Here is a 25274-nt window from a genome sequence, read left to right as displayed (position 1 = left end):
CTACAGACTCGACGGCGGGTAGGTGATGGGCGAAGCCATCACCGGTGGCTGCGCGACGGGCTCACGCGGGATGACGAGCCAGAGCACCAGGTACAGCAGCACCTGCGGTCCGGGAAGCAGGATCGAGGCGACGAAGAGGACGCGGATGAGCGTGGCGTCCCAACCGAAACGCGTGGCGATGCCCCCGCATACTCCGCCGAGCCAGGCGTCGTCTCGGGAACGCATCAAACGGGTGGTGGCGGGTTCTGGTGTGGTCATCGGGGTTCCTTTCTGACACTCCCGACGCTACCCAGGGGAAGTCCTGCCGGCATCGGGGATGACCCTGACCTCGACCCCGATTCTCACGTGCAGTTCACCGACCCAGGCGGTCGCGGGATCGGCGGAGCAATAAGATGGACGCCATGACTGCCGCTGCCACTGAACTGCTCGACTACGACCAGGTCATCGCGGATTTCGATCCGGTCATGGGCCTCGAGGTCCACGTGGAACTCGGGACCGTGACCAAGATGTTCTGCGGCTGCCCGACCGCGTTCGGCGCCGACCCGAACACCCAGGTGTGCCCGGTGTGCATCGGCCTGCCGGGGGCACTGCCGGTGGCCAACCTCAAGGCCATCGAGTCGGCGATCCGGATCGGCCTCGCACTGAACTGCTCGATCCGGCCGTCGAGTGTGTTCGCGCGGAAGAACTACTTCTATCCGGATCAGCCGAAGAACTACCAGATCTCCCAGTACGACGAGCCGATCGCCTACGAGGGATATCTGGAGGTATTGCTCCCGGACGGAACGCCCTGGCGTGTGGAGATCGAACGCGCGCACATGGAGGAGGACACCGGCAAGTCGTTGCACGTCGGCGGGTCCGGCCGCATCCAGGGAGCCAGTCACTCGTTGTTGGATTACAACCGTGCCGGGGTCCCGCTGGTGGAGATCGTGACCAAGCCCATCGTCGGTGCGGGGGAGCGCGCCCCGGAGGTGGCCCGTGCGTACGTGACGGCACTGCGTGACCTGCTGAAGGCGCTCGGGGTCTCCGATGTCCGGATGGACCAGGGATCGATGCGCTGCGATGCCAACGTGTCCCTGATGCGTAAGGATGCCGCGCAGTTCGGTACCCGCACGGAGACGAAGAACGTCAATTCGCTCAAGAGCGTCGAGATCGCCGTGCGTCACGAGATGCGCCGCCAGGCGGCCATTCTCGAAGCCGGTGGTGAGATCATCCAGGAGACAAGGCATTTCCACGAGGAGGACGGCACCACCGCGGCGGGCCGTCGCAAGGAGACCGCCGAGGACTACCGCTATTTCCCGGAGCCCGATCTGCCGCCGGTGCAACCGGATCCGTCGTGGATCAAGGAACTCGGGACCACGTTGCCGGAGATGCCCTGGGTGCGGCGGGCGCGAATTCAGGAAGACTGGGGGGTCTCCGACGAGGTGATGCGTGATCTCGTCAACGTCGGTGCAGTGGACCTGATCATCGAGACCGTCGAAGCGGGCGCAAGTCCGGAGGCCGCCCGCGGTTGGTGGGTCTCCTTCCTTGCGCAGCAGGCCAACACCCGGTCCGTCGAGCTCGCGGAGCTGTCGATCTCCCCGGCTCAGGTCGCGACCGTGATCGGGCTGGTCGACGCGGGCAAGCTCACCAACAAGCTCGCCCAGCAGGTCGTGGTGGCGGTGCTCGACGGTGAGGGCGAGCCAGAGCAGATCGTCGCCGATCGCGGGCTCGAGGTGGTGCGCGACGATTCGGCGCTGCAGAAGGCGGTCGACGAGGCGCTGGCCGCGAATCCCGACATCGCCGACAAGATCCGGGGCGGAAAGGTCCAGGCGGCCGGCAAGATCGTCGGCGACGTCATGAAGGCCACCCGCGGTCAGGCGGATCCGGCGCGGGTGAAAGAGCTCGTGATCGCCGCCTGCTCCTGACGATTTTGTAGTCTGAACACGCGTTTCGCGCGGTGTTCGGACTACAAAATCGGGTTGTTCCGCTCGTCGGTCAGGTGCGATCCTCGGTCGAAGACGGCGGCAGCCACTTCACCACTCGGTCGTCGGTGCTCACCGGTTTTCCGGACTGCTTGTTGACCGTCGCGAACTGGAGGATGCCGTTCTGCAGTGCCACCATTCGGCCCAACGCCCCGTAGCGCTTCTCCAGGACCACCGCCGGTGGTGTGATGGCAGGCTTCTGCCGCGTCGGTTCGTTGATCGCCTCGATGTGCTGCGTTCGCGTGGTGGAGACGAAGATCGCACCCGACGTCACGGCGCATCCGGCGATCTGTGGGCGGTCCGGCCAGGTCCACAGCACCTTCGGGCCCGACGATTCGAGCACCTGCACGCGATCCTCGGCGGTCGTCTGATCGGCGAAGTACAGCGACCCCGACGTCGTGCTCGGGCACAGCGACACGTTTGAGCCGAGTCCCGAGGCCAGCGTGCGCGGACGTGGGTTGGCACCTGATCCGAGCGCGGTCACCGACAATATCTTTCCGGCCAGCGACGACGGGCTCGCCGCGGCGGACGGGTCACCGGCATTGCCGGTTGCCACGATCAGCTCGGAAGGGTTGCGGAAGTACATCGCGCCCATGTTTCCGTTGGCGCCCTTGGGGATACCCGTCAGAATCGGTTTCGGCACGTCGCCGGGCGCGATCCGCACGACGCGATTGTCGGATGCGGTGGTGATCAGCGCGTAGATCAGTCGGTCCTGCGCGTAGGTGGGTGAGAACGCGAAGTCGATCAGTCCGCCGTCGCCGGACGAATCGACCGGCACTGTCGCCAGGACACGTTGCGGTCCATAGCGTTTGGTGGTGATGATCTTGCCGGTCGTCCGCTCGGCGACCACCGTGACATCGCCCTTGTCGTCGCCTGGCATCACGCCGGCGGTCGATGCCAGGCACGTCGCGATCACGGCGGGGTCCGGATCCACGCAGGGGCCCGGTGGCGGCGGGATGGGAGGCTCGGCGGGTGTCGGGGGAGGCGTCTGCTTCTTCTGCTGTGACTCGTTGTTGGCACTGAACGTGCCTGCGTCCTTCTCTCGGTCCTGAGCGGAGAAGTCCGCGCATCCGCTGATCGTCGCCAACACCGCGAGGATCGCGACGATGGCGCCGACCCGGACGCGATATGTCCGGCCCCCCGATGCGAACCGTTTCCGGCCAGGCATTCCCGTCGGCCACCCCTTGCGCATACGACCCAGAGTAGGCGATCGATTTCGACTCACCGCGTGCTGCTGGAACGAGGTGCGCCCGACAGCGCATAGAGTCGGACATGTGACCGAACGTGACATGGCTGCAGGCAGCGGTTCCAGTCCGTACGACGAACCGACGGGCGAGATAGACCTGGGTGAGGGCGCCTCGATGCGTCGTCGCCAGGTGCCGGCGGGTGACCGGGACGAGTTCTACGCCCGGCATGCGCTCCCCGAACGGACCGGCGTCTCGAGAGTCGATGACCTCGATGACATCGATCCCGACGAACTCGACACCCAGGCGATGCCCGCCCGGCCGGCCGCGCAGACCGAGGCCGCCCCCGAGGCGGCGCCGACCGAGGCGATCCGTCGGCCGGACGATCCCGCCGATGCGGAAACCCAGCGGTTCGCGGCGCCGCAACCGCGCACCGCTCCGGAACCGGTCGAGGACGTCCGCACCGATGACTTCACGGCGTTTCCGGCCACCCGGGTCGCTCCGACCGAGGCCGAAGTGCCCGCGGCGCCCGGGCCCGACATCGCGGAACCGTACGAGGCGGCGCCGGCGGTCGCCGATGAACGTCTCCGGTCGGCGGAGGAAGATCTCTCCGACGCGCAGCGCCGGGCACGCCGCGGCACTCTCGACATCGGACTGCTCGTGTTGCGTCTGGCGGTCGGAGTGATCGCGCTCGCACACGGGTCGCAGAAGCTGTTCGGCTGGTGGAACGGGCCGCGGCTGTCGGGGTTCGAGGACATGCTCCTCAATTCGCCCAACCCGGCCATCGGATTCACGCCTGACGCCGCACGACCGCTGGCCATCGTGGGTGCGGTCTCGGAGACGCTCGGCGGTCTCATGCTGGTCGTGGGATTGTTCACACCGATCGCCGCGTCCGCGGTCCTGGGCGTGATGCTGGTCGCCGCGGCCTACAAGGCGACCCTGGCGGGTGGGGTCTGGTTCTTCGCGGCCGACCCGAACGGCGCGGGCATCGAGTACGAGCTGCTCGTCTGCGCCTGCGCGGTGGCGATCATCCTGGCCGGTCCGGGCCGGATCTCCCTCGATGCACCCCGTGGCTGGGCGCGACGACCGGCCTGGGGTTCGCTGGCGTTGCTCGTCGTCGGGATCGGTGCCGCCGTCGCCGTCTGGATGGTGTTCAACGGCACCAATCCGTTCGAGTCGCCGGGTAACCCGACCGGGTAACCCGACCGGGTGATGCCGGTCGGGTCTGCCGCGGATCCCGTCGGTCAGTCGACCACGCGCACAGCGCCTCGGTCGGCCGAGGTGGCCAACTTCGCGTAGGCGCGCAATGCGGTGGTGACCGTTCGCTGACGGTCCTTCGGCTGCCACGGCCGCTCCGACGCCTCCATCTTGGCGCGACGCTCGGCCAGCACCTCGTCGTCGACGAGAACCTCGAGACGGCGGGTCTTGACATCGATGAGGATCGGATCACCGTTCTCGATGAGGCCGATGACGCCACCGGCCGCTGCTTCGGGCGAGATGTGACCGATCGACAGTCCCGACGATCCGCCGGAGAACCGGCCGTCGGTGATCAGTCCGCACTTCTTCCCCATGCCGGTGCCCTTCATGAAGGCGGTCGGGTGCAGCATCTCCTGCATGCCTGGCCCGCCTGCCGGTCCTTCGTAGCGGACCACGAGGACCTCACCGGCCTGAATCGTCTTGGACAGGATCACCTGGACGGCTTCCTCCTGGCTCTCGACGACGCGGGCGGGTCCTTCGAAATGCCAGAGATCCTCGTCGATACCCGCTGTCTTGAGGATGGCGCCGTCCTCGGCGAGGTTGCCGCGCAGCACGCACAACCCGCCCTCGACGGTGTACGCGTGCGCGAGGTCGCGGATGCAGCCGCCCTCGGCGTCGGTGTCGAGCGAGCTCCACCGGTTCGCGGTGGAGAACGGCGTGGTGGTCCGGACGCCGCCCGGCGCCGCGTGGAACAGCTCCCGGGCCTCGTCGATGGCCTTGCCGCCGCGGATGTCCCAGTCGTCGAGGGACTGGGCGACGGTCGGGCTGTGCACGGTGGAGGCGGTGTCGTCGAGAAGTCCGGCCCGGCGCAGTTCACCCAGGATCGCCGGGATGCCACCGGCCCGGTGCACGTCTTCCATGTGGTAGTCGGAGTTCGGTGCGACCTTGGACAGGCACGGCACGTTGCGACTGATCTCGTCGATGACCGAGAGGTCGAAGTCGGCGACCTCGCCTTCCTGTGCCGCGGCCAGGATGTGCAGCACGGTGTTGGTCGACCCGCCCATCGCGACGTCGAGAGCCATCGCGTTGCGGAACGCCGTGGGGGTAGCGACGTTGCGGGGGAGGACGGACTCGTCGTCGTCGCGGTACCAGCGGGTGGCCGCGTCGACCACGACGCGGCCGGCGCGCTCGAACAGTGCGTGGCGCGCCTCGTGGGTTGCCAGAGTCGAACCGTTGCCGGGTAACGCGAGTCCGAGCGCCTCGGTGAGGCAGTTCATCGAATTGGCAGTGAACATACCCGAGCACGACCCACAGGTCGGGCACGCGGATCGTTCGACCTCGCTCAGCCCGTCATCGTCGACATCGCTGTTCGCCGACGCCGAGATCGCGGTGATCAGGTCGGTCGGCGCCTGCGCGACACCGTCGACGACGACTGCCTTGCCGGCCTCCATCGGGCCACCTGAGACGAACACCGTGGGGATGTTCAGGCGCATCGCGGCGTTGAGCATGCCGGGAGTGATCTTGTCGCAGTTGGAGATACAGACAAGGGCGTCGGCGGTGTGGGCGTTGACCATGTATTCCACGGAGTCGGCGATGATCTCGCGGCTCGGGAGTGAATAGAGCATGCCCCCGTGGCCCATCGCGATGCCGTCGTCGACCGCGATGGTGTGGAACTCGCGAGGGACGCCACCGGCCGCACGGACCGCGTCGGCGACGATCTCGCCCACATCCTTGAGATGCACGTGACCGGGCACGAACTGCGTGTAAGAGTTGGCGATCGCCACGATCGGCTTGCCGAAATCGTCATCGGTCATTCCGGTGGCCCGCCAGAGCGCGCGCGCACCGGCTGCTTCGCGGCCGACGGTGGTGGTTCGGGACCTCAGAGCTGGCATGCAAAAATCCTCGGTGTTCGTCGTCCCGCCTGGGCTCGGGCGGACGTGGAGTGGGTGGTGATCTCGACGCCGGACGACGTACCCGATCTTCGCGGTGGAGGTCATCGGCAGCCGAATGCGTGCGCATCACCGGGTTTCGAGGCTACTCCGCCCGAATCAGAGGCCACCGAAGGGTTCGTGGTGGTCAGCCCTGGTCGGCCGTTGCCGCCGCATAGGGGTCGGGAATGCGTCCCCGGCTCGCTGCCGACAACCGGGGGAGGTCGGCGAAGGTGATGGCGGGCAATCGCACCCGCGCGCCGTTCACGAGTACCGCGCGCACCGAACTCCACCGCGGGAACTGCAGACCGTCGAGCTCGTTCCAGGCGATCTCACGCGTGGAGAAGGTGTGCACCGCTTTCAGTCCGTCTTCGGTCACCACCGTGCGAATCCGCACGATCCACCAGCCGAGGAGTACCGGCAGGACCAGGGTCCAGCCGAGCCACGCCAGTGATGCCCCGGCCAGGATGACGGTGACGATGAACATCATGGGGACGGCGAAATATGCGATCCGTTGGATTCGGAACGTCTGGGGCAGTTCCAACTCAGGGGGTATGAAGTCGGAGGATTCGGCGGATGGGGTAGACACATTCCCATTGTCTCATCTCGTCGGCAGCGCCGACCCACCAGGGATTTCCCAAAATGTGAGACGCGTTTTCCCGTGGTTTGACTCTTGACATGCGCCGGTCCTACCGTGAAGGCGTGATGCAGCACAATATTCTCGTAGTAATCGGCCGGCGCGTCGTCGCCTGACCGGTCACTTCGTAGACCCTCAAGCATCGACGCGCCACCCTCGAACAGCCCAGCTGTCGGGGGTTTTTTCTTGTCAACAACCAGAACACCAGTAGATGGGGAACGTGCAGTGAGCGCACCAACAGCACGAACCAACGCCGCGACCGGAGCCGATGCCTCCCGTGAGACGGCGCCGCGTCAGCAATCACCCGCGGCCGGAAACCTGCGGGCGGTAGGCCAGCACACCGTGGCACCCGAGCGCGTCAGCGGTGCCAAGTCCGTGGTCCGGTCGCTCGAGGAACTCGGTGTCGAGGTGGTCTTCGGCATTCCCGGTGGCGCGGTCCTGCCGGTCTACGACCCGCTGCTGGATTCGCAGAAGGTTCGTCATGTCCTGGTCCGGCACGAGCAGGGTGCGGGACACGCGGCAACCGGTTACGCGCAGATCACCGGCCGCGCCGGTGTCTGCATGGCGACGTCGGGTCCGGGTGCCACCAATCTAGTGACGCCGCTGGCCGACGCACAGATGGACTCGGTGCCGGTTGTCGCGATCACCGGACAGGTCGGGCGTGCGCTCATCGGTACCGACGGCTTCCAGGAGGCCGACATCTCCGGCATCACGATGCCGGTCACCAAGCACAACTTCCTGGTGAGCAACCCGGCCGACATCCCGCGCGTGATCGCCGAGGCGTTCCACATCGCGGAGAGTGGCCGTCCGGGCGCGGTGCTCGTCGACATCCCCAAGGACATCCTGCAGGCGCAGACCACATTCTCGTGGCCGCCGCAGATCGACCTGCCCGGATACCGTCCGGTCACCAAGCCGCACGGCAAGCAGGTGCGTGAGGCGGCCCGGCTGATCGAGGCGGCCAAGGCGCCCGTCCTCTATGTGGGCGGCGGCGTCATCAAGGCGAACGCGTCGGAGGAGTTGCGCGAACTCGCGGAACTGACCGGCATCCCGGTGGTGACCACACTGATGGCGCGCGGGGCGTTCCCGGACAGTCATCAGCAGCACCTGGGCATGCCGGGTATGCACGGCACGGTCGCCGCGGTGGCCGCACTGCAACGGAGTGACTTGCTGATCACGCTCGGCGCACGTTTCGACGATCGCGTCACCGGCCAGCTGTCGTCATTCGCACAGAACGCCAAGGTCGTCCATGCGGACATCGACCCGGCCGAGATCGGCAAGAACCGGCACGCCGACGTGCCGATCGTCGGGGACTGCAAGGCGGTCATCGTCGATCTGATCGAGACGATCCGCAATGAGCGGGCCACCACCGCCGCCGCGCCGGACATCTCGGAATGGTGGACGTACCTCGACGGGGTGCGCCGTACCTATCCGCTGAGTTATGACCGACAGGCCGACGGATCGATGTCGCCCGAGTTCGTCATCTCGGCCATCGGCAAGGCCGCCGGGCCCGACGCCGTCTACTGTGCAGGCGTCGGCCAGCACCAGATGTGGGCTGCGCAGTTCATCTCCTACGAGAAGCCCCGAACCTGGCTGAACTCAGGCGGTCTGGGCACGATGGGCTACGCAGTGCCGGCCGCCATGGGTGCCAAGATGGCCGCGCCGGACACCGAGGTCTGGGCGATCGATGGCGACGGCTGCTTCCAGATGACCAACCAGGAGTTGGCCACCTGCGCCATCGAGGGCATCCCGATCAAGGTCGCCCTGATCAACAACGGCAACCTCGGCATGGTGCGGCAGTGGCAGACCCTCTTCTACGAGGAGCGCTACTCGAACACCGACCTCGCGACCCACTCGCGGATGATCCCGGACTTCGTGAAGCTCGCGGAAGCGTTGGGTTGCGCGGCATTCCGGGTCGAACGTGAAGAGGATGTCGACGAGGTCATCGCCAAGGCCCGCGAGATCAACGATCGTCCGGTGGTGGTCGACTTCATCGTCGGCGCCGACGCCCAGGTCTGGCCGATGGTGGCCGCCGGCACCGGTAACGACCAGATCATGGCGGCCCGCGACATCCGGCCGCTGTTCGACGAAGACGAATCCGCATCGGATCCGGTCGACATCCACGAGACGATGACGCGTCCGGATCAGGCGAATCAGTCCGCATCTGCAGGGAAGGAAGACAAGTGAGCACCACTCACACCCTCAGTGTTCTGGTCGAGGACCGGCCGGGCGTTCTCGCCCGCGTCTCGGGTCTGTTCTCCCGGCGTGGGTTCAACATCGAGTCGTTGGCCGTGGGACCGACCGAGCTGAAAGGTATTTCACGGATGACCATCATGGTCACCGTGGACGATTTCCCGCTCGAGCAGGTCACCAAACAGCTCAACAAGCTGATCAACGTGATCAAGATCGTGGAGCAGGACCCCTCGAGTTCGGTGTCCCGCGAACTGATGATGATCAAGGTCCGGTCAGATTCGTCGGTGCGCAGCGAGGTCATCGAGGTGGTCGACCTGTTCCGCGCGAAGGTCATCGACGTCTCCACCGAATCTTTGACGATCGAGGCGACCGGTACCAGCGAGAAACTCGAGGCGTTGCTGCGGATGCTCGATCCGTATGGAATCCGCGAGATCGCCCAATCCGGCGCGGTCACCCTGGGGCGTGGCCCCAAGAGCATGTCGGCCAACCGCTGACACACGGCGCGAGCCGCACAGAGAAGTACACAGGCCCTCGAGGACTACACAAGACTTTGAGGGACAACAGAAATCGAAGGGAATCCAACTGTGGCGATCGAACTGTTCTATGACGACGACGCCGATCTGTCGATCATCCAGGGCCGCAAGGTTGCGGTGATCGGCTACGGCAGCCAGGGACATGCGCATTCGCTGTCGCTGCGTGACTCCGGGGTCGATGTCGCGGTCGGTCTGCGTGAGGGCAGCAAGTCCCGCGAGAAGGCCGCCGAGCAGGGTCTGAAGGTCCTCAGCGCCGCCGAGGCCGCCGAATGGGCCGACGTCATCATGATCCTGGCGCCGGACACCTCGCAGGCCAAGATCTTCAAAGACGAGATCGAGCCGCACCTGAAGGACGGCGACGCGATCTTCTTCGGGCACGGCCTCAACATCCACTTCGATCTGATCGAGCCGGCCGCCAACATCACCGTCGGCATGGTCGCGCCGAAGGGCCCGGGTCACCTCGTGCGCCGTCAGTTCGTCGACGGCAAGGGCGTGCCCTGTCTGATCGCCGTCGATCAGGATCCGAAGGGCGAGGGCCAGGCCCTCGCATTGAGCTACGCCAGCGCCATCGGCGGTGGCCGCGCCGGGGTCATCAAGACCACCTTCAAGGAAGAGACCGAGACCGACCTGTTCGGTGAGCAGGCCGTGCTGTGCGGCGGTACCGAGGAATTGGTCAAGACCGGTTTCGAGGTCATGGTCGAGGCCGGCTACGCGCCGGAGATGGCCTACTTCGAGGTGCTGCACGAGCTCAAGCTGATCGTCGACCTCATGTACGAGGGCGGCATCGCCCGGATGAACTACTCCGTCTCCGACACCGCCGAGTTCGGTGGCTACCTCTCGGGACCGCGCGTCATCGACGCCGACACCAAGGAGCGGATGCGCGGCATCCTCAAGGACATCCAGGACGGCACCTTCACCAAGCGTCTGGTCGCCAATGTGGAGAACGGCAACTCCGAGCTCGAGGGCCTGCGCAAGAAGAACGCCGAGCACCCGATCGAGGTCACCGGCAAGAAGCTGCGCGATCTCATGAGCTGGGTCGACCGCCCGATCACCGAGACCGCGTAAGCGCCTCTCTCACTGAACGATCTGTGGCCGTTGTCGCCGGAACCCGGCGGCAACGGCCACAGCTTTCTGTGGACTCCAGCATGGATGCCTCGATGGCGATGGATCGTCCGCTATCATGACTTCGATTCGGACTGTGCACAGGGGGAGACATGTCTGGAACGACGGTGAATCCGGGGATCTTGCGCGAATTCTCGGGGACGGTGGAGGAGACGGCGGCCGTCATCCGCGATTCGTCGCTGCCCGCAGACCTACTCGGGATCGCTGCGTGTATGGCAGGCTCGTCCGCCGCATATGCGTTGACGACCTTGGCTGACGCGATGCACGATCCGCTGAAGCGGACGGCAGAAGCGTACTCGGCGATGTCTGGCGCCGTTCACAACGCTGCCGGCGAGTTCGAGGCGACCGATGATGAGTTGGCGGCGGCGTTCAACCGAATTGCATCCGCTCGATGATCCCCAGCCGCCCGGTATTCGAGACGTGGCGACCCGACTCACTCGGGCCGGCCGTGGACGTGGCCAAGTCGTCCTCCGAAACCGTCGATCAGGCCGGCTGGGAGGTGGTATGGGAGATCTCCGGTCTCAACAACAACGAGAACTGGGATGGTCTCGCATACCGCGCTGCCGGCGACATGGCTGGTCGCGTTCGTGGCCAGACCTCGACCTTCGGCAATCTGGGGATGAATGTCGAGGTCGGCGTCCACAAGTTCGGAGCGACTCTGGCAGCTGAACATCGAGCGATCAGTGATTTGGTGCGGATCATCGAATCTGGCGATCTCTACGTGACGGACGACTGGACGGTGCTCGTTCGCGAGAAGGTCATGTCGCCGGCGATGGCGAAGCTCTTGGTGCTCGCCGCGACCGGATTCCAGGATCAGTTGAATCCGCATCTGATGAGTCTCGGACATGCCGACTACGATCTCGGGAACTTCATCCGGTCGGAAACCATGTCGGTGACTCCCGGACTGCCAGAGTTGTGGTGCGACAGGAATGCGCCGAAAGACGCCACAACGGATCCGTATTCTGACGAAACGCGCGGCGAGGATCCGACCAGAGGCCGGGAGAACCAGCAGAAGAAGCTGGCCGAGCACATGATGGGGACAGTCGTCGACAAGGGCACGACTTCCGAGGACGGGAAGACGGTGACGACTCTGCGGATGCTCGATGGCAGCAGGCAGGTCTACACAGATGCTCATCGTGGTGGGGTCGGGGACACCTTCGACCTGTACAACGAGAAGGGGAAGCTCGTCTCGACGAAGGTGAACAACCCCGATGGGTCGATCGTGACCACGCTGACGCGTGACGGGAAGTCGCCGATTGTTGTGCGAGAGACCAAGGACGGCAAGGCAGTTGCCGACGTGGATGGCGTGCAGGTCCAGGTCCCGGGGACCAAGGACGTGGCCCAGGCCTTGGCCGGCGGTGGGATGGCCGCGCTGGAACCCCATGTTGCCAAAGGGTTTCCGTATCTCACGGCGCCTCAGGCCGAGAAGCTCGTCATCGGAACCAAGGCGGCTGGACCGGCGTTGACGATTCTCGGAACCGCGATCAGCGTGGCGGACGCAAAGAATGGTTACGACAAATGCGTGGCGACCACAGCGGGCAGTGTGAGTCTTGCCGGTGACTTGGCGATGATGGTCGCTGCCCCGGAGGGTGCCGGTGCATTGAAGACTTTCGGCATCACTGCAGGGAGCAGTCTTGCCTTCGGGATGGCTGGCAGTTTCATCGGTCGGGCGGTATGCAAGTGACATCGAGTCGGCAGTTTCTCCTGCCGGTACCGAAAGAGTGGTCATCGCGACCACGCGGCGATTGGTCGGGTGCACTGCTCTACACCGTTCTCGGTACGTCGTTCGCCGGCATCGGTGTCGTGGGGTTGGTGGGTGGTCAGCGACTGGGCTTTCTCTGCGCCGCACTGATTGCGTGTGGACTGGGTCTGGACGTCTGCGAAATTCTTCGATCTGCGCACCTACGCACGATGACAACTGCGGCGGTTGGTGCGTTCCTCCGGGACGGTGTGCTGACCATTCGGCGTGACCCTCTGATGCGCGGATTCGACATGGTTTCCACTGCAACGTTTGGCAGCGGTGCGTTGCTCTTCGCAGTGGGAGCGTGGCGTGATGCGGTGCACATTTCGCTCGCAAGTGAGTCGGCCGAGAACCTTTATCCGCCTGTGGCATTCGTGGTGGGAATCCTCTATATCGGCCACACGGTGCGGGTGGCCAGCGGTGATTCCGCTTGGATGGTCGTGTCGGAGCGAGGGATCAGTGTGCCCTCACACCGGACTGCCACCGACCTCGAATGGGGGATCGTCACCGAAGTCAGGCCGGTTCTCACGAAGGGCGACAAGCGTAACGGGGCATGGATCTCGGTTCGGCCCGGCGAACGGTACGAACAGATCCGTGTAGACGAGTCGTGCCTCGGTGGCCCCGCCACCTTCTGGCTCATCGATTTCTACCATCGGCACCCCGAATTGAGGGCAGAACTCGGAGGCACGGCGGTGATCAGGCGGTTGCGTGACGGCTCGCTGGTGCCGAGTGCGCATCGCGATGTCTGAAGGCGCGGAACCGGGCAGCATTCCCGCTGAGTACGTTGAGATACTGCGGGCGATGGCGATGGACCCCAGCGTCATCGAGCAGATTCGCGATGCGCTTGCGGACCTGGGCGATGCTCACCTGAGGAATGCTGTGCTGCCCATTCCGGAGCGGTGGCGGTCTGACGACTACGAACTGTTCTGCGTCGACCGGCGCGTTCGGCTTGCCGAGTACGAAAGGCGGCGCGCGCTGGCAATCGACGAGTGGGACGCCGGTGGCCGCGCAATCGACGGCCTCACGTCGAACGAGCTCAGCCGTGTCGAGGATTGGACTCGGACACAGTTCCTGGCCGAACTCTCCGCGTGGTTGCGGCTGCATCCGGGGATTCGATACGAAACCGACTGATTCATAGCTACTTGTTGACTGCGGTACACGAAGGAGGCCCCGGGACCGAAGTCCCGGGGCCTCCTTCATACGTCGGACAGCTATCAGATCGGCCGGAATCCCCGGTACTGCGGGAGCGATCCGATCCGCTTGAGCACCGGGCCGATGTTGGTGCCGGTTTCGGGGCCGATGCAGCCCACGAAGTAATAGGCGTTCACCATCCCGACAAGTCGGTCACCGACCACCACGGGGCTACCGGAGTCGCCTTCGATCACGCACATCTGACTGAAGTGCGCGTCGCCGTCGGAGAACCAGCCGATGCCGCAGGTGTTGCCGGTGGTCCGGCCCTCCTTGCAGGCGATCGTCGGAAAAGCGAGTGGTCGCGTGTCGACCGACCGGATGGTCACACCGCGAACGGTGCGCAAGGGGACGACCTTCGCCGGGTTGAACTCGATCACGGCGATGTCGAGGTCACTGGCGGAATAGGTGATGGTTCCTGCCTGTCCCCGGTCCTGGAAGGTTTCCGAATACACCTTCTGGCCTGGCTTGCCGCAGTGGCCTGCGGTGATACCGATCAGCTTGCCGGTGTTCGACTTACCGATCGTGGTCAGGGTGCAGGCTGCGGCAGAACTACCTCCCTTGAGCACCAGGATCCCGGAGCCTCCACCGAGATAGACCTTTGCCGGTGCGGCGTGGGCGATGCCGGCCCCCCAGCCGGCCAGCACCGTTGCAGCCAGAACCGCCAACAGTGCTGTCAGCTTCCTCATCATCCACACTCCGCTCGTTCGAGACACAAGAAATCCATCGGCCCCGAGAGACGTCACTCGGGGCCAAGCACACCGTACCGGGCCGCACCCGCGCTGAGCCCTCCGCGGAATAGACCCGGGGTCGGTTTGCAACCTATCCGTAATGCCGATCACAATCTACCCGCAAATTGCGGCGCCGAGTGCGGGCGGTCGAGACCGGCTGCGAATGGGCGATGGGCCGACCACTAAGCTGTTCGCGGAAGTCGTCGCGGTCACCGGAGCGGGTCGCGGTGGTCTCCGCACCATTCACTTCGCCCCTCGATCATGGAGAATATTGTGACCTCAGCTGGCCGTCCGGTCGTTCTGATCGCCGACAAACTGGCACCCTCGACTGTTGAGGCGCTGGGAGACGACGTCGAGGTGCGCTGGGTCGACGGCCCCGATCGGCCGAAGCTCCTCGAAGCCGCCGTAGACGCCGACGCCATCCTGGTGCGCTCGGCCACCACTGTCGACGCCGAGGTACTCGACGTCGCACCCCGCTTGAAGATCATCGCCAGAGCCGGCGTCGGCCTCGACAACGTCGACGTGCCCGCGGCCACGCAGCGCGGCGTAATGGTGGTCAACGCACCGACCTCCAACATCCACACCGCCGCCGAGCATGCGGTGGCCCTGTTGATGTCTGCGGCGCGCCAGATCCCGGCGGCCGACGCCACGCTGCGTGAGCATGCCTGGAAGCGTTCGTCGTTCAACGGTGTGGAGATCTTCGACAAGACCGTCGGCGTGGTGGGACTCGGCCGCATCGGCCAGCTCGTCGCTGCCCGGATGGCCGCTTTCGAGACGTCGATCATTGCCTACGACCCCTATGTGTCACCGGCGCGCGCGGCCCAGTTGGGTATCGAGCTGGTGAGTCTCGACGAGCTGCTCGAACGCGCCGATTTCATCACCGTGCATCTGCCGAAGACGCCGGAGACCCTCGGCCTCATCGGTACGGAGCAGCTCGCACGCACCAAGAGGGGTGTCGTCATCGTGAACGCGGCCCGCGGTGGCCTGATCGACGAGCAGGCCCTCGCCGATGCGATCACGTCCGGTCACGTGCGGGGCGCCGGCCTCGATGTCTATGCGACCGAGCCGTGCACCGACTCGCCGCTGTTCGAACTTCCACAGGTCGTGGTGACCCCGCATCTCGGGGCCTCGACCAGTGAGGCGCAAGACCGGGCCGGCACCGACGTCGCGAAGAGCGTCCGTCTCGCTCTCGCCGGTCACTTCGTGCCCGATGCCGTCAACATCACCGGCGGTGTGGTCGACGAGGAGGTCGCGCCGTGGCTCGAGGTCGCGCGCAAGGCAGGCGTGCTCGTGGGCGCCATCAGCAAGGAGCCGCCGACCTCGATCGTGGTCGAGGTCCGCGGTGAACTGGCGGCCAACAATGTCGACGTTCTCGGGCTGTCCGCACTCCGCGGGTTGTTCTCGGCCGTGCTCGATGAACCGGTGACCTTTGTGAACGCGCCGACCGTCGCCGCCGATCGTGGCGTGACCAGTGAGGTGACCACGGCTTCGGAGAGTCCCAACCATCGCAGCGTGGTCGACGTGAAGGCCGTCTTCGCCGACGGGTCGGTGCACAACGTCTCCGGCAGCCTGACCGAGCCCCGCCTCGTCGAGAAGATCGTCAACATCAACGGCCGTAACTTCGATCTCCGTGCCGAGGGACAGAATCTCGTCGTCAGTTATGCCGACGAGCCCGGTTCGCTGGGCAAGATCGGCACACTGCTCGGCAACGCGGGCATCGACATCCGAGCCGCAGGTCTGTCCCAGGATGCCGAGGGCGGCGGCGCGACCGTGATGCTGCGCGTCAGCGGTTCGCTCGAGGACGACCTCATCGCCTCCATCGGTGAAGCCGTGGGCGCAACTCTCATCGAACAGGTGGATCTGTCATGAAACTCGCCGTCATCGCCGGCGACGGCATCGGTCCCGAGGTCATCGGGGAAGCCGTCGGCGTACTCGAATCCGTTGTGCCCGACGTCTCGACCACCGACTTCGACCTCGGTGCGCGCCGCTACCACCGGAACGGCGAACTCCTGACCGAGGACGATCTGGAATCGCTGCGCAGGCACGATGCGATCTTGCTGGGCGCGATCGGGGACCCGTCGGTGCCGTCGGGGGTGCTCGAGCGGGGATTGTTGCTGAACATGCGCTTCGCGCTCGATCATCACGTCAACCTTCGCCCCTCGCGGCGTCTGCCTGGTGTCACCTCGCCGCTGGCCGGTGACCCCGACATCGATTTCGTGGTCGTCCGTGAGGGGACCGAGGGTCCTTACACCGGAAACGGTGGCGCCATCCGCGTCGGGACTCCGCACGAGGTGGCGACCGAGGTGAGCGTGAACACTCGCTTCGGCGTGGAGCGCGTGGTGCGCAACGCCTTCGAGCGTGCCCGGGCACGTCGGAAGAAGCTGACGCTGGTGCACAAGACGAACGTCCTGACCTTCGCGGGTTCGATGTGGAGTCGGACCGTCGCCGAGGTCGGCGCCGAATATCCGGATGTCGACACCGACTACTGCCACGTGGATGCGGCAACCATCTATCTGGTCACCGATCCCGGCAGGTTCGACGTCATCGTCACCGACAATCTCTTCGGCGACATCATCACCGACATCGCGGCCGCCGTGACCGGTGGTATCGGATTGGCCGCATCCGGCAACATCGATGCGACGGGGGCGAATCCCTCGATGTTCGAGCCCGTCCACGGCAGTGCTCCGGACATCGCAGGACAGGGCAAGGCGGATCCGACCGCCGCGATCCTGTCCGCAGCGTTGTTGCTCGCCCACCTGGGCGAGACGGATGCCGCGGAGCGGGTGGAGAAGGCCGTCATCGACGACCTGGCCGAGCGCGGGTCCGAAGACCTGAAGACCGCGGAGATCGGCCGCCGCATCCGCGAGCGCCTCTAGGGCTCAAGGCAGGCGACGACCACCATCTGGACGTATCCGGGTGGGGGTCGTTCGTTTTCGTTACATCCATTGTTCTAGTTGAGATAGAACTATATGATCTTTATGTGTTGATCCGTGTCGACCAGGCCTCGCGCGCGCCGATCTACGAACAGGTGGCGTCGTCGGTCCGCGGGGCGATCGTCCGCGGCGAGGTGGAAGCCGGTGAACGGCTGCCGCCCGCCCGCGAACTGTCCCAGAGCCTCGACATCAATCTGCACACAGTGCTGCGCGCGTATCAGCTGCTGCGCGACGAAGGGGTCGTCGAACTCCGGCGTGGGCGGGGCGCCGTCGTCACGGCTGCGGCTCCTGATCGCTCGGAGTTCGTCGAGGCGATGGATCGGCTCGTGGACGTGGCGCGGCGGTTGGACATCAGGCCTGACGTGCTGGTGGTCGAGATCCGGGAGAGGTGGCAGACGTGAGGGATTCGACGGGTGGCCGGAGCGTGGGAGGGGGCGGCATGACCGTCCGGGATCGCCGGGTGGTGCGCGTGCTGGCGATTCTGCCGTCGGTGCTGGCGGCGGCGGTCGGCGCCGCCCTGGTCGCGTCGTGGCGGACGACCCTGCCCGATCCGGTTGCCACGCATTGGTCGTCACACGGCGCCGACGACTTCTCGGCTCTGACGTTCGTGATCGTCACGCTGATTGCGGTGGGGATCATCGGCGCAGCGATCGGCGTGGCCCTGAGCGTCAGGGCCACCGATCCCAAGATCATCCGAACAGGCATCGGAATTGTTGCCGGCGTGGTCATTTCGATCGTCGCCGTGATCGTGTCGACCACGGCTTGTCAACGGGGCGTGGCCGATGCCGGTACGGTACCGACACCGCAGTGGCAGATCGCGTTGTCGTTGGCGATCGGCCTCATGGGTGGTCTCGGCCTCGCCGCGCTGGTGCCCTCGTGGACCGTGACGCCACCCACCGCCGACATCGGGGACCGCCCGCGCGTCGCGATCGGGGCGGAGGAGCGGATCGTCTGGACGCGGGTCGTGTCATCGTCGCTCGCGGCCTCCCTGATCCTCGGTGGGGCCGTGGTGATCCTTGCGAGCTTGGCCCTGGTGTTGCGCTCGTGGCTCGTCGCGGCGGTCCTGTTGCTCGTCGTGGTGTCGGCCATCGCGATGTGGGGCATCCGGGTCACCGTGGATCGGACCGGGGTGACGGTGCGCGGCCGATTGGGCAGGCCGCGCACGCAGGTCGCGATGTCGGAGATCGACCACGCCGAGGTGGTCGGTGTGCGTGCTCTCCGTGATTTCGGCGGCTTCGGCCACCGCATCGCGGTTCACGGAGACCTCAAGGGAGCCAGGGGATTCGTGTTGAGATCCGGCTCCGCCCTCCTGGTGGTGCGCCAGGACGGGCGGCGCGACATCGTGGTGGTCGATGACGCGTCGACCGCGGCGGGTGTGGTCAATCGACTCCTGGATCGCGAGGAACCAGTGGAACGGCGACCAACGGAGTGAGGGCGGTGAGGGCGAACGCGAGGGGGAACCCGGCGGCACCGATCAGCGCACCCAGCACGGGTGTGGTGGCGGCCGTCGCCAGGTACTGAGCCGTGTTCTGTACGGCCAGGCCGCGGCCACTCCAGCCCGGACCCGCGAACTCGGCGATCGCGGTGAACGCCAAGCCGTTGTCGGCGACCGACGCGATGGTCGCGATCGCCATCACGACCGGCGCGACCGGACTGTGCAGCCAGTCGGTCAACGCCAGTACCGCCATCGACAACGCCGCGGCGACCGCGATCACCCGGATGGGACGCATCCGCGAGCCCCACCTGTCCGAGACCCGGCCCGCGGCGATCCGGCCGAATGCCCCCACCACCTGCGTGGCGGTCACGAGTGCGCCGGCGGCGCCGGGCGACCAGTGATGCGCAACGATCAGCCAGGTGGGCACGAAGGTCCACATCATCGACTGCGGGATCACCAGCAGCACACTGACTCCGTGTACGCGAGCCAGGAAATTTCCTGCGCGGTATGGGTTGTCGGTTCTGGCCGGGGCTCCCGAAGGCTGGGCCCCGGCCAACGGTGGGTCGACGATCCCGACGACGCACGCGACCAGACCGATGGCGGTCACGGCGACCGGGATCAGGAGTGCGGCTGTGACACCGTAGGACTGGGCGGTGAACGGCATGGTGAGCGCGCACACGCCGATGCCCAGAGGTTGGGCCATCTGGCGGACGCCCATTGCGGTTCCGCGCTGGTGGGCCGGGAACCAGCCGACGACGATCCGGCCGCTCGCGCCGTTGGCGGCGCCCGCGCCCAGACCGCCGATGAACAGCCCGGTCGCCAGTACCCAGTAGGGCGCGTCGAGGGCCGAGACCACCGCCGTGCCCGCTGTGCCCGCCAGTGTGATGACCAGAGAGATGATCAGCACCCGACGCTCGCCGAACCGATCGAGCAGCACGCCCCACGGGATGATCAGCAGCATCAGGCCCACGGTGGGAATGGTGGCCAGAACCGATGCCTGCGTGAGGGACAGCCCGTGGTCGGTATGGAGCGCCGGGATGAGATAGGCCACACCGCTGACCGCGCAGGTCGTGGTCATGGCAGCCACCAATGCGCAACACAGCATGGCCCATCGGCGCCGTGGTGACATCGTCACCGCCGCCGATCCGACCGTCGACCGGGTTGTCCCGACGCCGCCCACACGATCACCTCATCTCAGATAGTGGTACGTAAGGTCCATATTCTAGAACGCCCGAACTTCACGTCAAACCGGTGTCCCGAGTTGTGGGAAAGCCGGTGCGATAATGTCGTGCCATGCGTTTAGGACGAGTTGCCAGCCCAGACGGGGTCGCGTTTGTCTCCATCGAGGACGTCGACGGTGGGCAGCGGGCGCGCGAGATAGCGGAGCATCCGTTCGGTACCCCGACGTTCACCGGGCGGTCGTGGGCACTTGCCGATGTGCGATTGCTCGCGCCCATTCTCGCGTCGAAGGTCATCTGCATCGGGAAGAACTACGCCGCCCATGTCGCCGAGATGGGTGGTGAGGCGCCGGCGGATCCGGTCATCTTCCTGAAGCCCAACACTTCGATCGTCGGTCCGGAGGTCCCGATCGTGCGCCCGCCGAGTTCGGAGCGCGTCGATTTCGAGGGTGAACTCGCGGTCGTGATCGGCCAGCCGTGCAAGGACGTGACCGCTGCCAAGGCCAAGGACGTCATCCTCGGTTACACGGTCGCCAACGATGTGACGGCCCGCGATCAGCAGAAGGCCGATGGACAGTGGACCCGTGGCAAGGGCTACGACACGTTCTGCCCGCTCGGCCCCTGGATCGAGACCGAGTTCGATCCCACCGACGCCGAATTGGTCACCGAACTCGACGGCGAGGTGACCCAGCGGTCGAGGACCTCGATGATGCTGCACGACGTCGGTGCGATCGTGGAGTGGATCTCGCGCGTCATGACGCTGCTGCCCGGCGACGTCATCCTGACCGGAACGCCCGAGGGTGTTGGCCCGATGACGGCCGGACAACGGGTCTCGGTGACCGTGGAAGGAATCGGGACCCTCGCCAATCCGGTGGTGGACAAGCCGTGAGGGGCCCGAAGGTCGCGCAGGTCAACGGGATAGAGATCGCCTACGAGGACTTCGGTTCAGGTCCGCTCGTGGTGCTCGTGATGGGCACCGGTAGTCCGGGGCGGGTGTGGCAGGCCCATCAGCAACCGGCGCTGACCAAGGCCGGCTACCGGGTGGTGACCTTCGACAATCGAGGAATCGCACCCTCGTCGGAGTGTGCGGACGGTTTCTCGCACGACGACATGGTTGCCGACACTGCCGCGCTCATCGAACACCTCGCGGCTGGTCCGGCATTTGTCGTCGGGACCTCGCTGGGAGCCAGGATCACCCAGGAACTCGCGCTCACGCGGCCGGATGTCGTGAAGGCGGCGGTGATGATCGCCACATATGGCCGAAACACCCCGTTGCAGCAGGCGATCTCGGCGGGGGAGCGTGCCCTGTACGACAACAAGATCACTCTGCCGCCGGACTATGAGGCCGCGATCACGGCCCATCTGAATCTGTCACCGCACACGCTCGACGACGATCGGACGGCGAAGGACTGGCTCGACGTCATCGGCTTCTCGCCGCAGACGATCACGCCGGGAGTGCGTGCGCAGCTCGCCCTGCACGACCGTGAGGTCGACCGTCTGGGTGCCTATCGGGGTATCACCCGCCCGTCGATGGTCATCGGTTTCGCCGACGACCGCACGCTGCCGCCGAAACTCGCGCGTGAGGTCGCCGAGGCGATTCCCGGTGCGCGGTATGAAGAGGTGGCCAAGGCGGGACACTTCGGCTACCTCGAACAGCCGGCCGAGGTGAACCGGCTTCTCGTGGACTTCCTGGCCGCGCAGGCCTGAGCGGCCAGTCATAGATCGGACGGGGAACCGACGGCAGTACTCGATTCGATACGCTGACCTCCATGAGTGGCTCCGATGTGCGCGTCCGTTTCTGCCCGTCCCCGACCGGAACCCCACACGTCGGTCTGGTCCGGACGGCCTTGTTCAACTTCGCCCAGGCCCGTCATGATGGCGGCACCTTCGTGTTCCGGATCGAGGACACCGACGCCGCGAGGGACAGCGAGGAGTCCTATGCCGCGATCCTCGATGCCCTGCGATGGCTCGGGCTCGAGTGGGACGAGGGCCCCGAAGTGGGCGGGCCCTATGGCCCGTACCGACAGTCGGAGCGACGCGCGACCCACCTCGACGTCGTCGCACAGCTGCTGGCCGCGGGGGAGGCCTATGAGGCCTACTCGACACCCGAGGAGGTCGAGGCGCGGCACCGTGCGGCAGGCCGCGATCCCAAACTGGGTTACGACAACTTCGACCGCGATCTGAGCGACGAGCAGCGCGCGGCCTTGGCCGAAGAGGGGCGCAAACCCGTTGTCCGCCTGCGGATGCCGGATCACGACCTGGTCTGGGACGACCTGGTTCGCGGCACCACGACGATCAAGGCCGGCACCGTCCCCGACTTCGCCCTGACCCGTGCGACCGGCGATCCGCTCTACACGCTGGTCAATCCGGTCGACGACGCGATGATGAATATCACCCACGTGTTGCGTGGCGAGGATCTGCTCTCCTCGACGCCCCGGCAGATCGCGCTCTACGAGGCGTTGACCCGGATCGGGATCGCCGACCGCGTTCCCGAGTTCGGGCATCTGCCTTTCGTGATGGGGGAGGGCAACAAGAAGCTGTCCAAGCGTGATCCGGAGTCGAACCTGTTCCACCATCGTGACCGCGGATTCATCCCCGAGGGGCTGCTGAACTACCTCGCGCTCCTCGGCTGGGGCTATTCGCATGAGACGGACGTCTTCTCGCTCGACGAGATGATCGCGGCTTTCGATGTGCGTCAGGTCAATTCGAACCCCGCCCGGTTCGATCAGAAGAAGGCCGACGCGATCAATGCCGAACACATCCGTGGCCTCGATCTCGGCGATTTCGCGACGCGCCTCAAGGATTACCTGATCGTGCACGGGAAGCTCGGCGAGCCGATCGACGACGCGTCGTTCACCGCTCTCGCCGAGTTGGTGCAGACCCGCATTCAGGTACTCGGGGATGCCTGGCCGCTCATGTCGTTCCTGTATGTGTCCGACGACGACTTCGTCATCGACGAGAAGTCGGCGGCCAAGAACCTCGGTGCCGATGCCGGTGAGGTGCTCGACGCCGCGATCGCCGCGATGGACGGACTCCTGGCATGGACCGGGTCGGCGATCGAGGAGGCGCTGAAGGTGGCTCTGGTCGACACGCTCGGCCTCAAACCGCGCAAGGCGTTCGGTCCCGTCCGTGTTGCGGTGACCGGCTCCCAGGTGAGCCCGCCGCTCTTTGAATCGATGGAGCTCCTTGGCCGCGACAAGAGCCTCGCGCGTCTCGCCGCCGCCCGCGAAGCTGTGCAGAGCTAAGGCTCTGACCTGGCGATTTGTGATCGGAGGGTGCCCCTCGGTACTCTTCTCCTCGGTCCTTTTCAGACCGGCCGGAGAGTGAGTCCGGCCAGCCGGGAAGGGGAAACCTTGGGGTATGGTGTAATTGGCAACACAGCGGTTTCTGGTACCGCCATTCTAGGTTCGAGTCCTGGTACCCCAGCGAGTCCTCGGGTGGCCGCCTCGAATCGAGGCCGTATCCCGTAGATTCACACTGAGCACGTACAACTGAACACTCAGTTCATGGCCCCGTCGTCTAGCGGCCTAGGACGCCGCCCTCTCAAGGCGGTAGCGCGGGTTCGAATCCCGTCGGGGCTACAAGAACAAAGAGACCCCCTCACCTGCAACGAAGCAGGAGAGGGGGTCTCTTTGCGTCGAGCTCAATTGCCGAGATCGCCTCGCCCATAGCGCCGACTGACACCGAGCCGCCGGCGGACGGCCCAGGGATCACGCTCGGGTCGGCCTTGACCACGACGCTTCTGCGGTTTGCACAGGGCGCACCCGCGCCATGATCGAGACGGATGATGGTTGGGCATCTCGCCCTCCTGGTGACTCCGGCCGGAACCGAAGATCACCAGAGTACTCGCCGGCCACAGACTCCTGGGTCAACGGAGACGGCGCGCGCGGGTCCGTCGCATGCGGCTACGCATGCGTCGCCACCGCGTGGACGGATGCCGCTCGTCACGCACCGGGCGCCGTACTCCCGGCCACGGGCATCTCCGGCAGTCCCAGCTTGCGGTGGTCCCAGGATCGGACGCGGCCCGGCACGATGCGGACGGCGACTCGCTTGTTCATCATCTGCTCGACGAACGGCCGTGACTCCTCGGTGTACGGGGCCGTGTAGCGCTCCCACACGCTGATACCGACCTTCAGGCAGGAATCCGGATCATCGAGGATCTCCGCGGCCCCTTCGAAGGAGACGCCACGCAACGTGTCGTAGGTATCGCCATCCTCGATCAGGACCGAACATCGATTGTTGCGTCGAAGATTGACCGCCTTCTGGGACTTGGCCTTGGTCTCGAACCAGATTTCGCCGTCGACCACGCCGTACCACATGGCGACGAGATGAATGCTCCCGTCCGCGCCGCTGGTCGCGAGCGTCGCGGTTCGGCCGTTCGCGACGAATTCGCTGATCTCGGTCTCGGACATGACGATCTGATTGCGCTGATTGACTCCCATGGTCTGACGCTAACCGACCGGTGGCGACGGCGTGCAGGCGATCGGCGGTCGGACGCCCACGCTCCCCGGTTCAGACGCGGGTGGGCTGGAGCCGTTTGTGGATCGCGTCTGCCGCCGCGAGAAGATCGGCGGCCCATCGGGCCCCGGGACGACGGCCCATCCGGTCGATCGGCCCCGACACCGAGATCGCGGCGACCACCTCGCCGGTCGCGTCGCGGACGGGCGCCGAGACACTCGCCACTCCGGCCGCCCGTTCCCCGGCACTCTGGGCCCACCCGCGGCGCCGGATCTCGTGCAATGCGCGTTCTCCGAAGACGCTGTCGTGCAGCAATGCCCGTTGGGTACCAGGTTCGGTCCAGGCGAGCAGAACCTTGGCGGCCGACCCGGCACTCATCGGGAACCGGGTGCCGACCGGAACGGTGTCGCGGAGCCCGGTCAGTGGTTCCATCGCGGCGATACAGACACGTTCGGCGCCCTCGCGGCGGTAGAGCTGCACCGATTCGCCGGTGATCTCACGCAGGCGCGGCAGTACCATCAACGCGGCCTCGTGAACCGGATCGTGCGCCGACGCCGCGAGTTCGCTCAGTGCGGGACCGGGATACCAGCGTCCGGCGCCATTACGCGCGAGCAGACGGTGTGTCTCGAGCCCGACCGCGAGCCGGTGCGCCGTGGCCCGCGGAAGGCCGGTGCGATCACACAATTCGGTCAGGTTGCGCGGGGCCTCGGCGATGGCCCGCAGAACTGTCACCGATTTGTCGAGGACACCGATTCCACTGCTGGGCGCCGATGCGTTATCCTTTCCCATAGGACGATACTAGCGTTCCAAATAGTGAGATGCACGCCGACGGGGGAATCGGGTGGGCGTGTCGTGACG

General features: G+C 65.9%; 24 protein-coding genes and 2 tRNA genes. 18 read left to right on the top strand and 8 right to left on the bottom strand.

What is annotated here, in order from left to right; all coding sequences use genetic code 11:
- Positions 1–258: a PspC domain-containing protein gene (locus ACLQ3I_RS01820; RefSeq protein ID WP_425799957.1), complete on the bottom strand. Its 258-nt coding sequence runs from the start codon at positions 256–258 to the stop codon at positions 1–3.
- 143 nt (positions 259–401) lie between these two features.
- Between ACLQ3I_RS01820 and gatB the strand changes: the two genes are divergently transcribed.
- Positions 402–1904 carry an Asp-tRNA(Asn)/Glu-tRNA(Gln) amidotransferase subunit GatB gene (gene gatB / locus ACLQ3I_RS01815; RefSeq protein WP_425799956.1) on the top strand — a complete coding sequence of 501 codons (1503 nt, stop codon included), beginning with the start codon at positions 402–404 and terminating at the stop codon, positions 1902–1904.
- A 70-nt stretch (positions 1905–1974) separates the two neighbouring features.
- Here the strand turns inward: gatB and ACLQ3I_RS01810 are convergent, their stop codons facing one another.
- On the bottom strand, positions 1975–3129 hold the full coding sequence (locus ACLQ3I_RS01810; protein WP_425800684.1) for a PQQ-dependent sugar dehydrogenase: 1155 nt from the start codon (positions 3127–3129) through the stop codon (positions 1975–1977).
- 106 nt (positions 3130–3235) lie between these two features.
- Between ACLQ3I_RS01810 and ACLQ3I_RS01805 the strand changes: the two genes are divergently transcribed.
- Positions 3236–4345, top strand: a complete 1110-nt coding sequence (locus tag ACLQ3I_RS01805) for a DoxX family protein (RefSeq protein ID WP_425791546.1) — start codon at positions 3236–3238, stop codon at positions 4343–4345.
- Positions 4346–4389: 44 nt separating this feature from the next.
- Here ACLQ3I_RS01805 and ilvD read toward each other — a convergent pair whose 3' ends face one another.
- Together ilvD and ACLQ3I_RS01795 are read right to left on the bottom strand one after the other, a co-directional pair.
- The gene (ilvD, locus tag ACLQ3I_RS01800) at positions 4390–6234 is read right to left on the bottom strand and encodes a dihydroxy-acid dehydratase (protein ID WP_425791548.1); all 1845 of its coding nucleotides are present in this window, start codon (positions 6232–6234) and stop codon (positions 4390–4392) included.
- Between the two features lie 184 nt (positions 6235–6418).
- Positions 6419–6859, bottom strand: a complete 441-nt coding sequence (locus ACLQ3I_RS01795) for a PH domain-containing protein (RefSeq protein ID WP_425799955.1) — start codon at positions 6857–6859, stop codon at positions 6419–6421.
- A gap of 273 nt (positions 6860–7132) precedes the next feature.
- On the opposite strand from ACLQ3I_RS01795, the gene ACLQ3I_RS01790 reads away from it, so the two are divergent.
- From ACLQ3I_RS01790 to ACLQ3I_RS01760, 7 genes are all read left to right on the top strand, one after another.
- Positions 7133–9091 (top strand): acetolactate synthase large subunit, encoded by a 1959-nt coding sequence (locus tag ACLQ3I_RS01790; protein WP_425791552.1) that lies wholly within the window; start codon positions 7133–7135, stop codon positions 9089–9091.
- Positions 9088–9591 carry an acetolactate synthase small subunit gene (ilvN, locus tag ACLQ3I_RS01785; protein WP_425791554.1) on the top strand — a complete coding sequence of 168 codons (504 nt, stop codon included), beginning with the start codon at positions 9088–9090 and terminating at the stop codon, positions 9589–9591. The genes ACLQ3I_RS01790 and ilvN overlap by 4 nt, the downstream gene beginning before the upstream one ends.
- A 90-nt stretch (positions 9592–9681) precedes the next feature.
- Positions 9682–10695: a ketol-acid reductoisomerase gene (gene ilvC / locus ACLQ3I_RS01780; protein WP_425791556.1), complete on the top strand. Its 1014-nt coding sequence runs from the start codon at positions 9682–9684 to the stop codon at positions 10693–10695.
- 149 nt (positions 10696–10844) lie between these two features.
- Positions 10845–11147 (top strand): hypothetical protein, encoded by a 303-nt coding sequence (locus tag ACLQ3I_RS01775; protein WP_425791558.1) that lies wholly within the window; start codon positions 10845–10847, stop codon positions 11145–11147.
- The gene (locus tag ACLQ3I_RS01770; RefSeq protein ID WP_425799954.1) at positions 11144–12436 is read left to right on the top strand and encodes a hypothetical protein; all 1293 of its coding nucleotides are present in this window, start codon (positions 11144–11146) and stop codon (positions 12434–12436) included. Before ACLQ3I_RS01775 ends, ACLQ3I_RS01770 begins: the two co-directional genes overlap by 4 nt.
- Before the next feature lie 293 nt (positions 12437–12729).
- Positions 12730–13242, top strand: coding sequence for a hypothetical protein (locus ACLQ3I_RS01765; protein ID WP_425799953.1), 513 nt, complete (start codon positions 12730–12732; stop codon positions 13240–13242).
- Positions 13223–13624, top strand: coding sequence for a hypothetical protein (locus tag ACLQ3I_RS01760; RefSeq protein WP_425799952.1), 402 nt, complete (start codon positions 13223–13225; stop codon positions 13622–13624). The genes ACLQ3I_RS01765 and ACLQ3I_RS01760 overlap by 20 nt, the downstream gene beginning before the upstream one ends.
- Before the next feature lie 83 nt (positions 13625–13707).
- Here the strand turns inward: ACLQ3I_RS01760 and ACLQ3I_RS01755 are convergent, their stop codons facing one another.
- Positions 13708–14373 (bottom strand): serine protease, encoded by a 666-nt coding sequence (locus ACLQ3I_RS01755; protein WP_425791566.1) that lies wholly within the window; start codon positions 14371–14373, stop codon positions 13708–13710.
- Between the two features lie 312 nt (positions 14374–14685).
- Between ACLQ3I_RS01755 and serA the strand changes: the two genes are divergently transcribed.
- From serA to ACLQ3I_RS01735, 4 genes are all read left to right on the top strand, one after another.
- On the top strand, positions 14686–16281 hold the full coding sequence (gene serA / locus ACLQ3I_RS01750) for a phosphoglycerate dehydrogenase (RefSeq protein ID WP_425799951.1): 1596 nt from the start codon (positions 14686–14688) through the stop codon (positions 16279–16281).
- The gene (locus ACLQ3I_RS01745; RefSeq protein ID WP_425791570.1) at positions 16278–17288 is read left to right on the top strand and encodes a 3-isopropylmalate dehydrogenase; all 1011 of its coding nucleotides are present in this window, start codon (positions 16278–16280) and stop codon (positions 17286–17288) included. Before serA ends, ACLQ3I_RS01745 begins: the two co-directional genes overlap by 4 nt.
- 104 nt (positions 17289–17392) lie before the next feature.
- Positions 17393–17746: a GntR family transcriptional regulator gene (locus ACLQ3I_RS01740; RefSeq protein ID WP_425791571.1), complete on the top strand. Its 354-nt coding sequence runs from the start codon at positions 17393–17395 to the stop codon at positions 17744–17746.
- A gap of 38 nt (positions 17747–17784) precedes the next feature.
- Positions 17785–18777, top strand: coding sequence for a hypothetical protein (locus ACLQ3I_RS01735; RefSeq protein ID WP_425799950.1), 993 nt, complete (start codon positions 17785–17787; stop codon positions 18775–18777).
- Here the strand turns inward: ACLQ3I_RS01735 and ACLQ3I_RS01730 are convergent.
- The gene (locus ACLQ3I_RS01730; RefSeq protein ID WP_425799949.1) at positions 18725–19858 is read right to left on the bottom strand and encodes an MFS transporter; all 1134 of its coding nucleotides are present in this window, start codon (positions 19856–19858) and stop codon (positions 18725–18727) included. The two genes, ACLQ3I_RS01735 and ACLQ3I_RS01730, sit on opposite strands and share 53 nt — an antisense overlap.
- 215 nt (positions 19859–20073) lie before the next feature.
- Between ACLQ3I_RS01730 and ACLQ3I_RS01725 the strand changes: the two genes are divergently transcribed.
- The 5 genes from ACLQ3I_RS01725 to ACLQ3I_RS01705 all read left to right on the top strand — a co-directional run bounded on the left by ACLQ3I_RS01725 (position 20074) and on the right by ACLQ3I_RS01705 (position 23539).
- Complete coding sequence (locus ACLQ3I_RS01725; protein ID WP_425799948.1) at positions 20074–20847, top strand: fumarylacetoacetate hydrolase family protein; 774 nt, start codon at positions 20074–20076, stop codon at positions 20845–20847.
- The gene (locus ACLQ3I_RS01720) at positions 20844–21665 is read left to right on the top strand and encodes an alpha/beta fold hydrolase (RefSeq protein WP_425791579.1); all 822 of its coding nucleotides are present in this window, start codon (positions 20844–20846) and stop codon (positions 21663–21665) included. The genes ACLQ3I_RS01725 and ACLQ3I_RS01720 overlap by 4 nt, the downstream gene beginning before the upstream one ends.
- A gap of 62 nt (positions 21666–21727) precedes the next feature.
- Positions 21728–23203 (top strand): glutamate--tRNA ligase, encoded by a 1476-nt coding sequence (gene gltX, locus ACLQ3I_RS01715; protein ID WP_425799947.1) that lies wholly within the window; start codon positions 21728–21730, stop codon positions 23201–23203.
- 109 nt (positions 23204–23312) lie between these two features.
- Positions 23313–23384: transfer RNA gene (locus ACLQ3I_RS01710), tRNA-Gln, on the top strand.
- Positions 23385–23466: 82 nt separating this feature from the next.
- Positions 23467–23539 (top strand) — tRNA-Glu (locus tag ACLQ3I_RS01705).
- A 363-nt stretch (positions 23540–23902) separates the two neighbouring features.
- Here ACLQ3I_RS01705 and ACLQ3I_RS01700 read toward each other — a convergent pair.
- On the bottom strand, positions 23903–24400 hold the full coding sequence (locus ACLQ3I_RS01700; protein ID WP_425791583.1) for a PPOX class F420-dependent oxidoreductase: 498 nt from the start codon (positions 24398–24400) through the stop codon (positions 23903–23905).
- A gap of 70 nt (positions 24401–24470) precedes the next feature.
- Positions 24471–25205, bottom strand: a complete 735-nt coding sequence (locus ACLQ3I_RS01695; RefSeq protein WP_425791585.1) for an IclR family transcriptional regulator — start codon at positions 25203–25205, stop codon at positions 24471–24473.
- Positions 25206–25274: the final 69 nt, after the last annotated feature.

Origin of the sequence: Gordonia sp. DT101, assembly GCF_049844895.1 — a bacterium.
Classification (GTDB): domain Bacteria; phylum Actinomycetota; class Actinomycetes; order Mycobacteriales; family Mycobacteriaceae; genus Gordonia.
The sequence above is the reverse complement of the archived record's forward strand: the minus strand, read 5'-3'. Positions and strand labels throughout refer to the sequence as shown.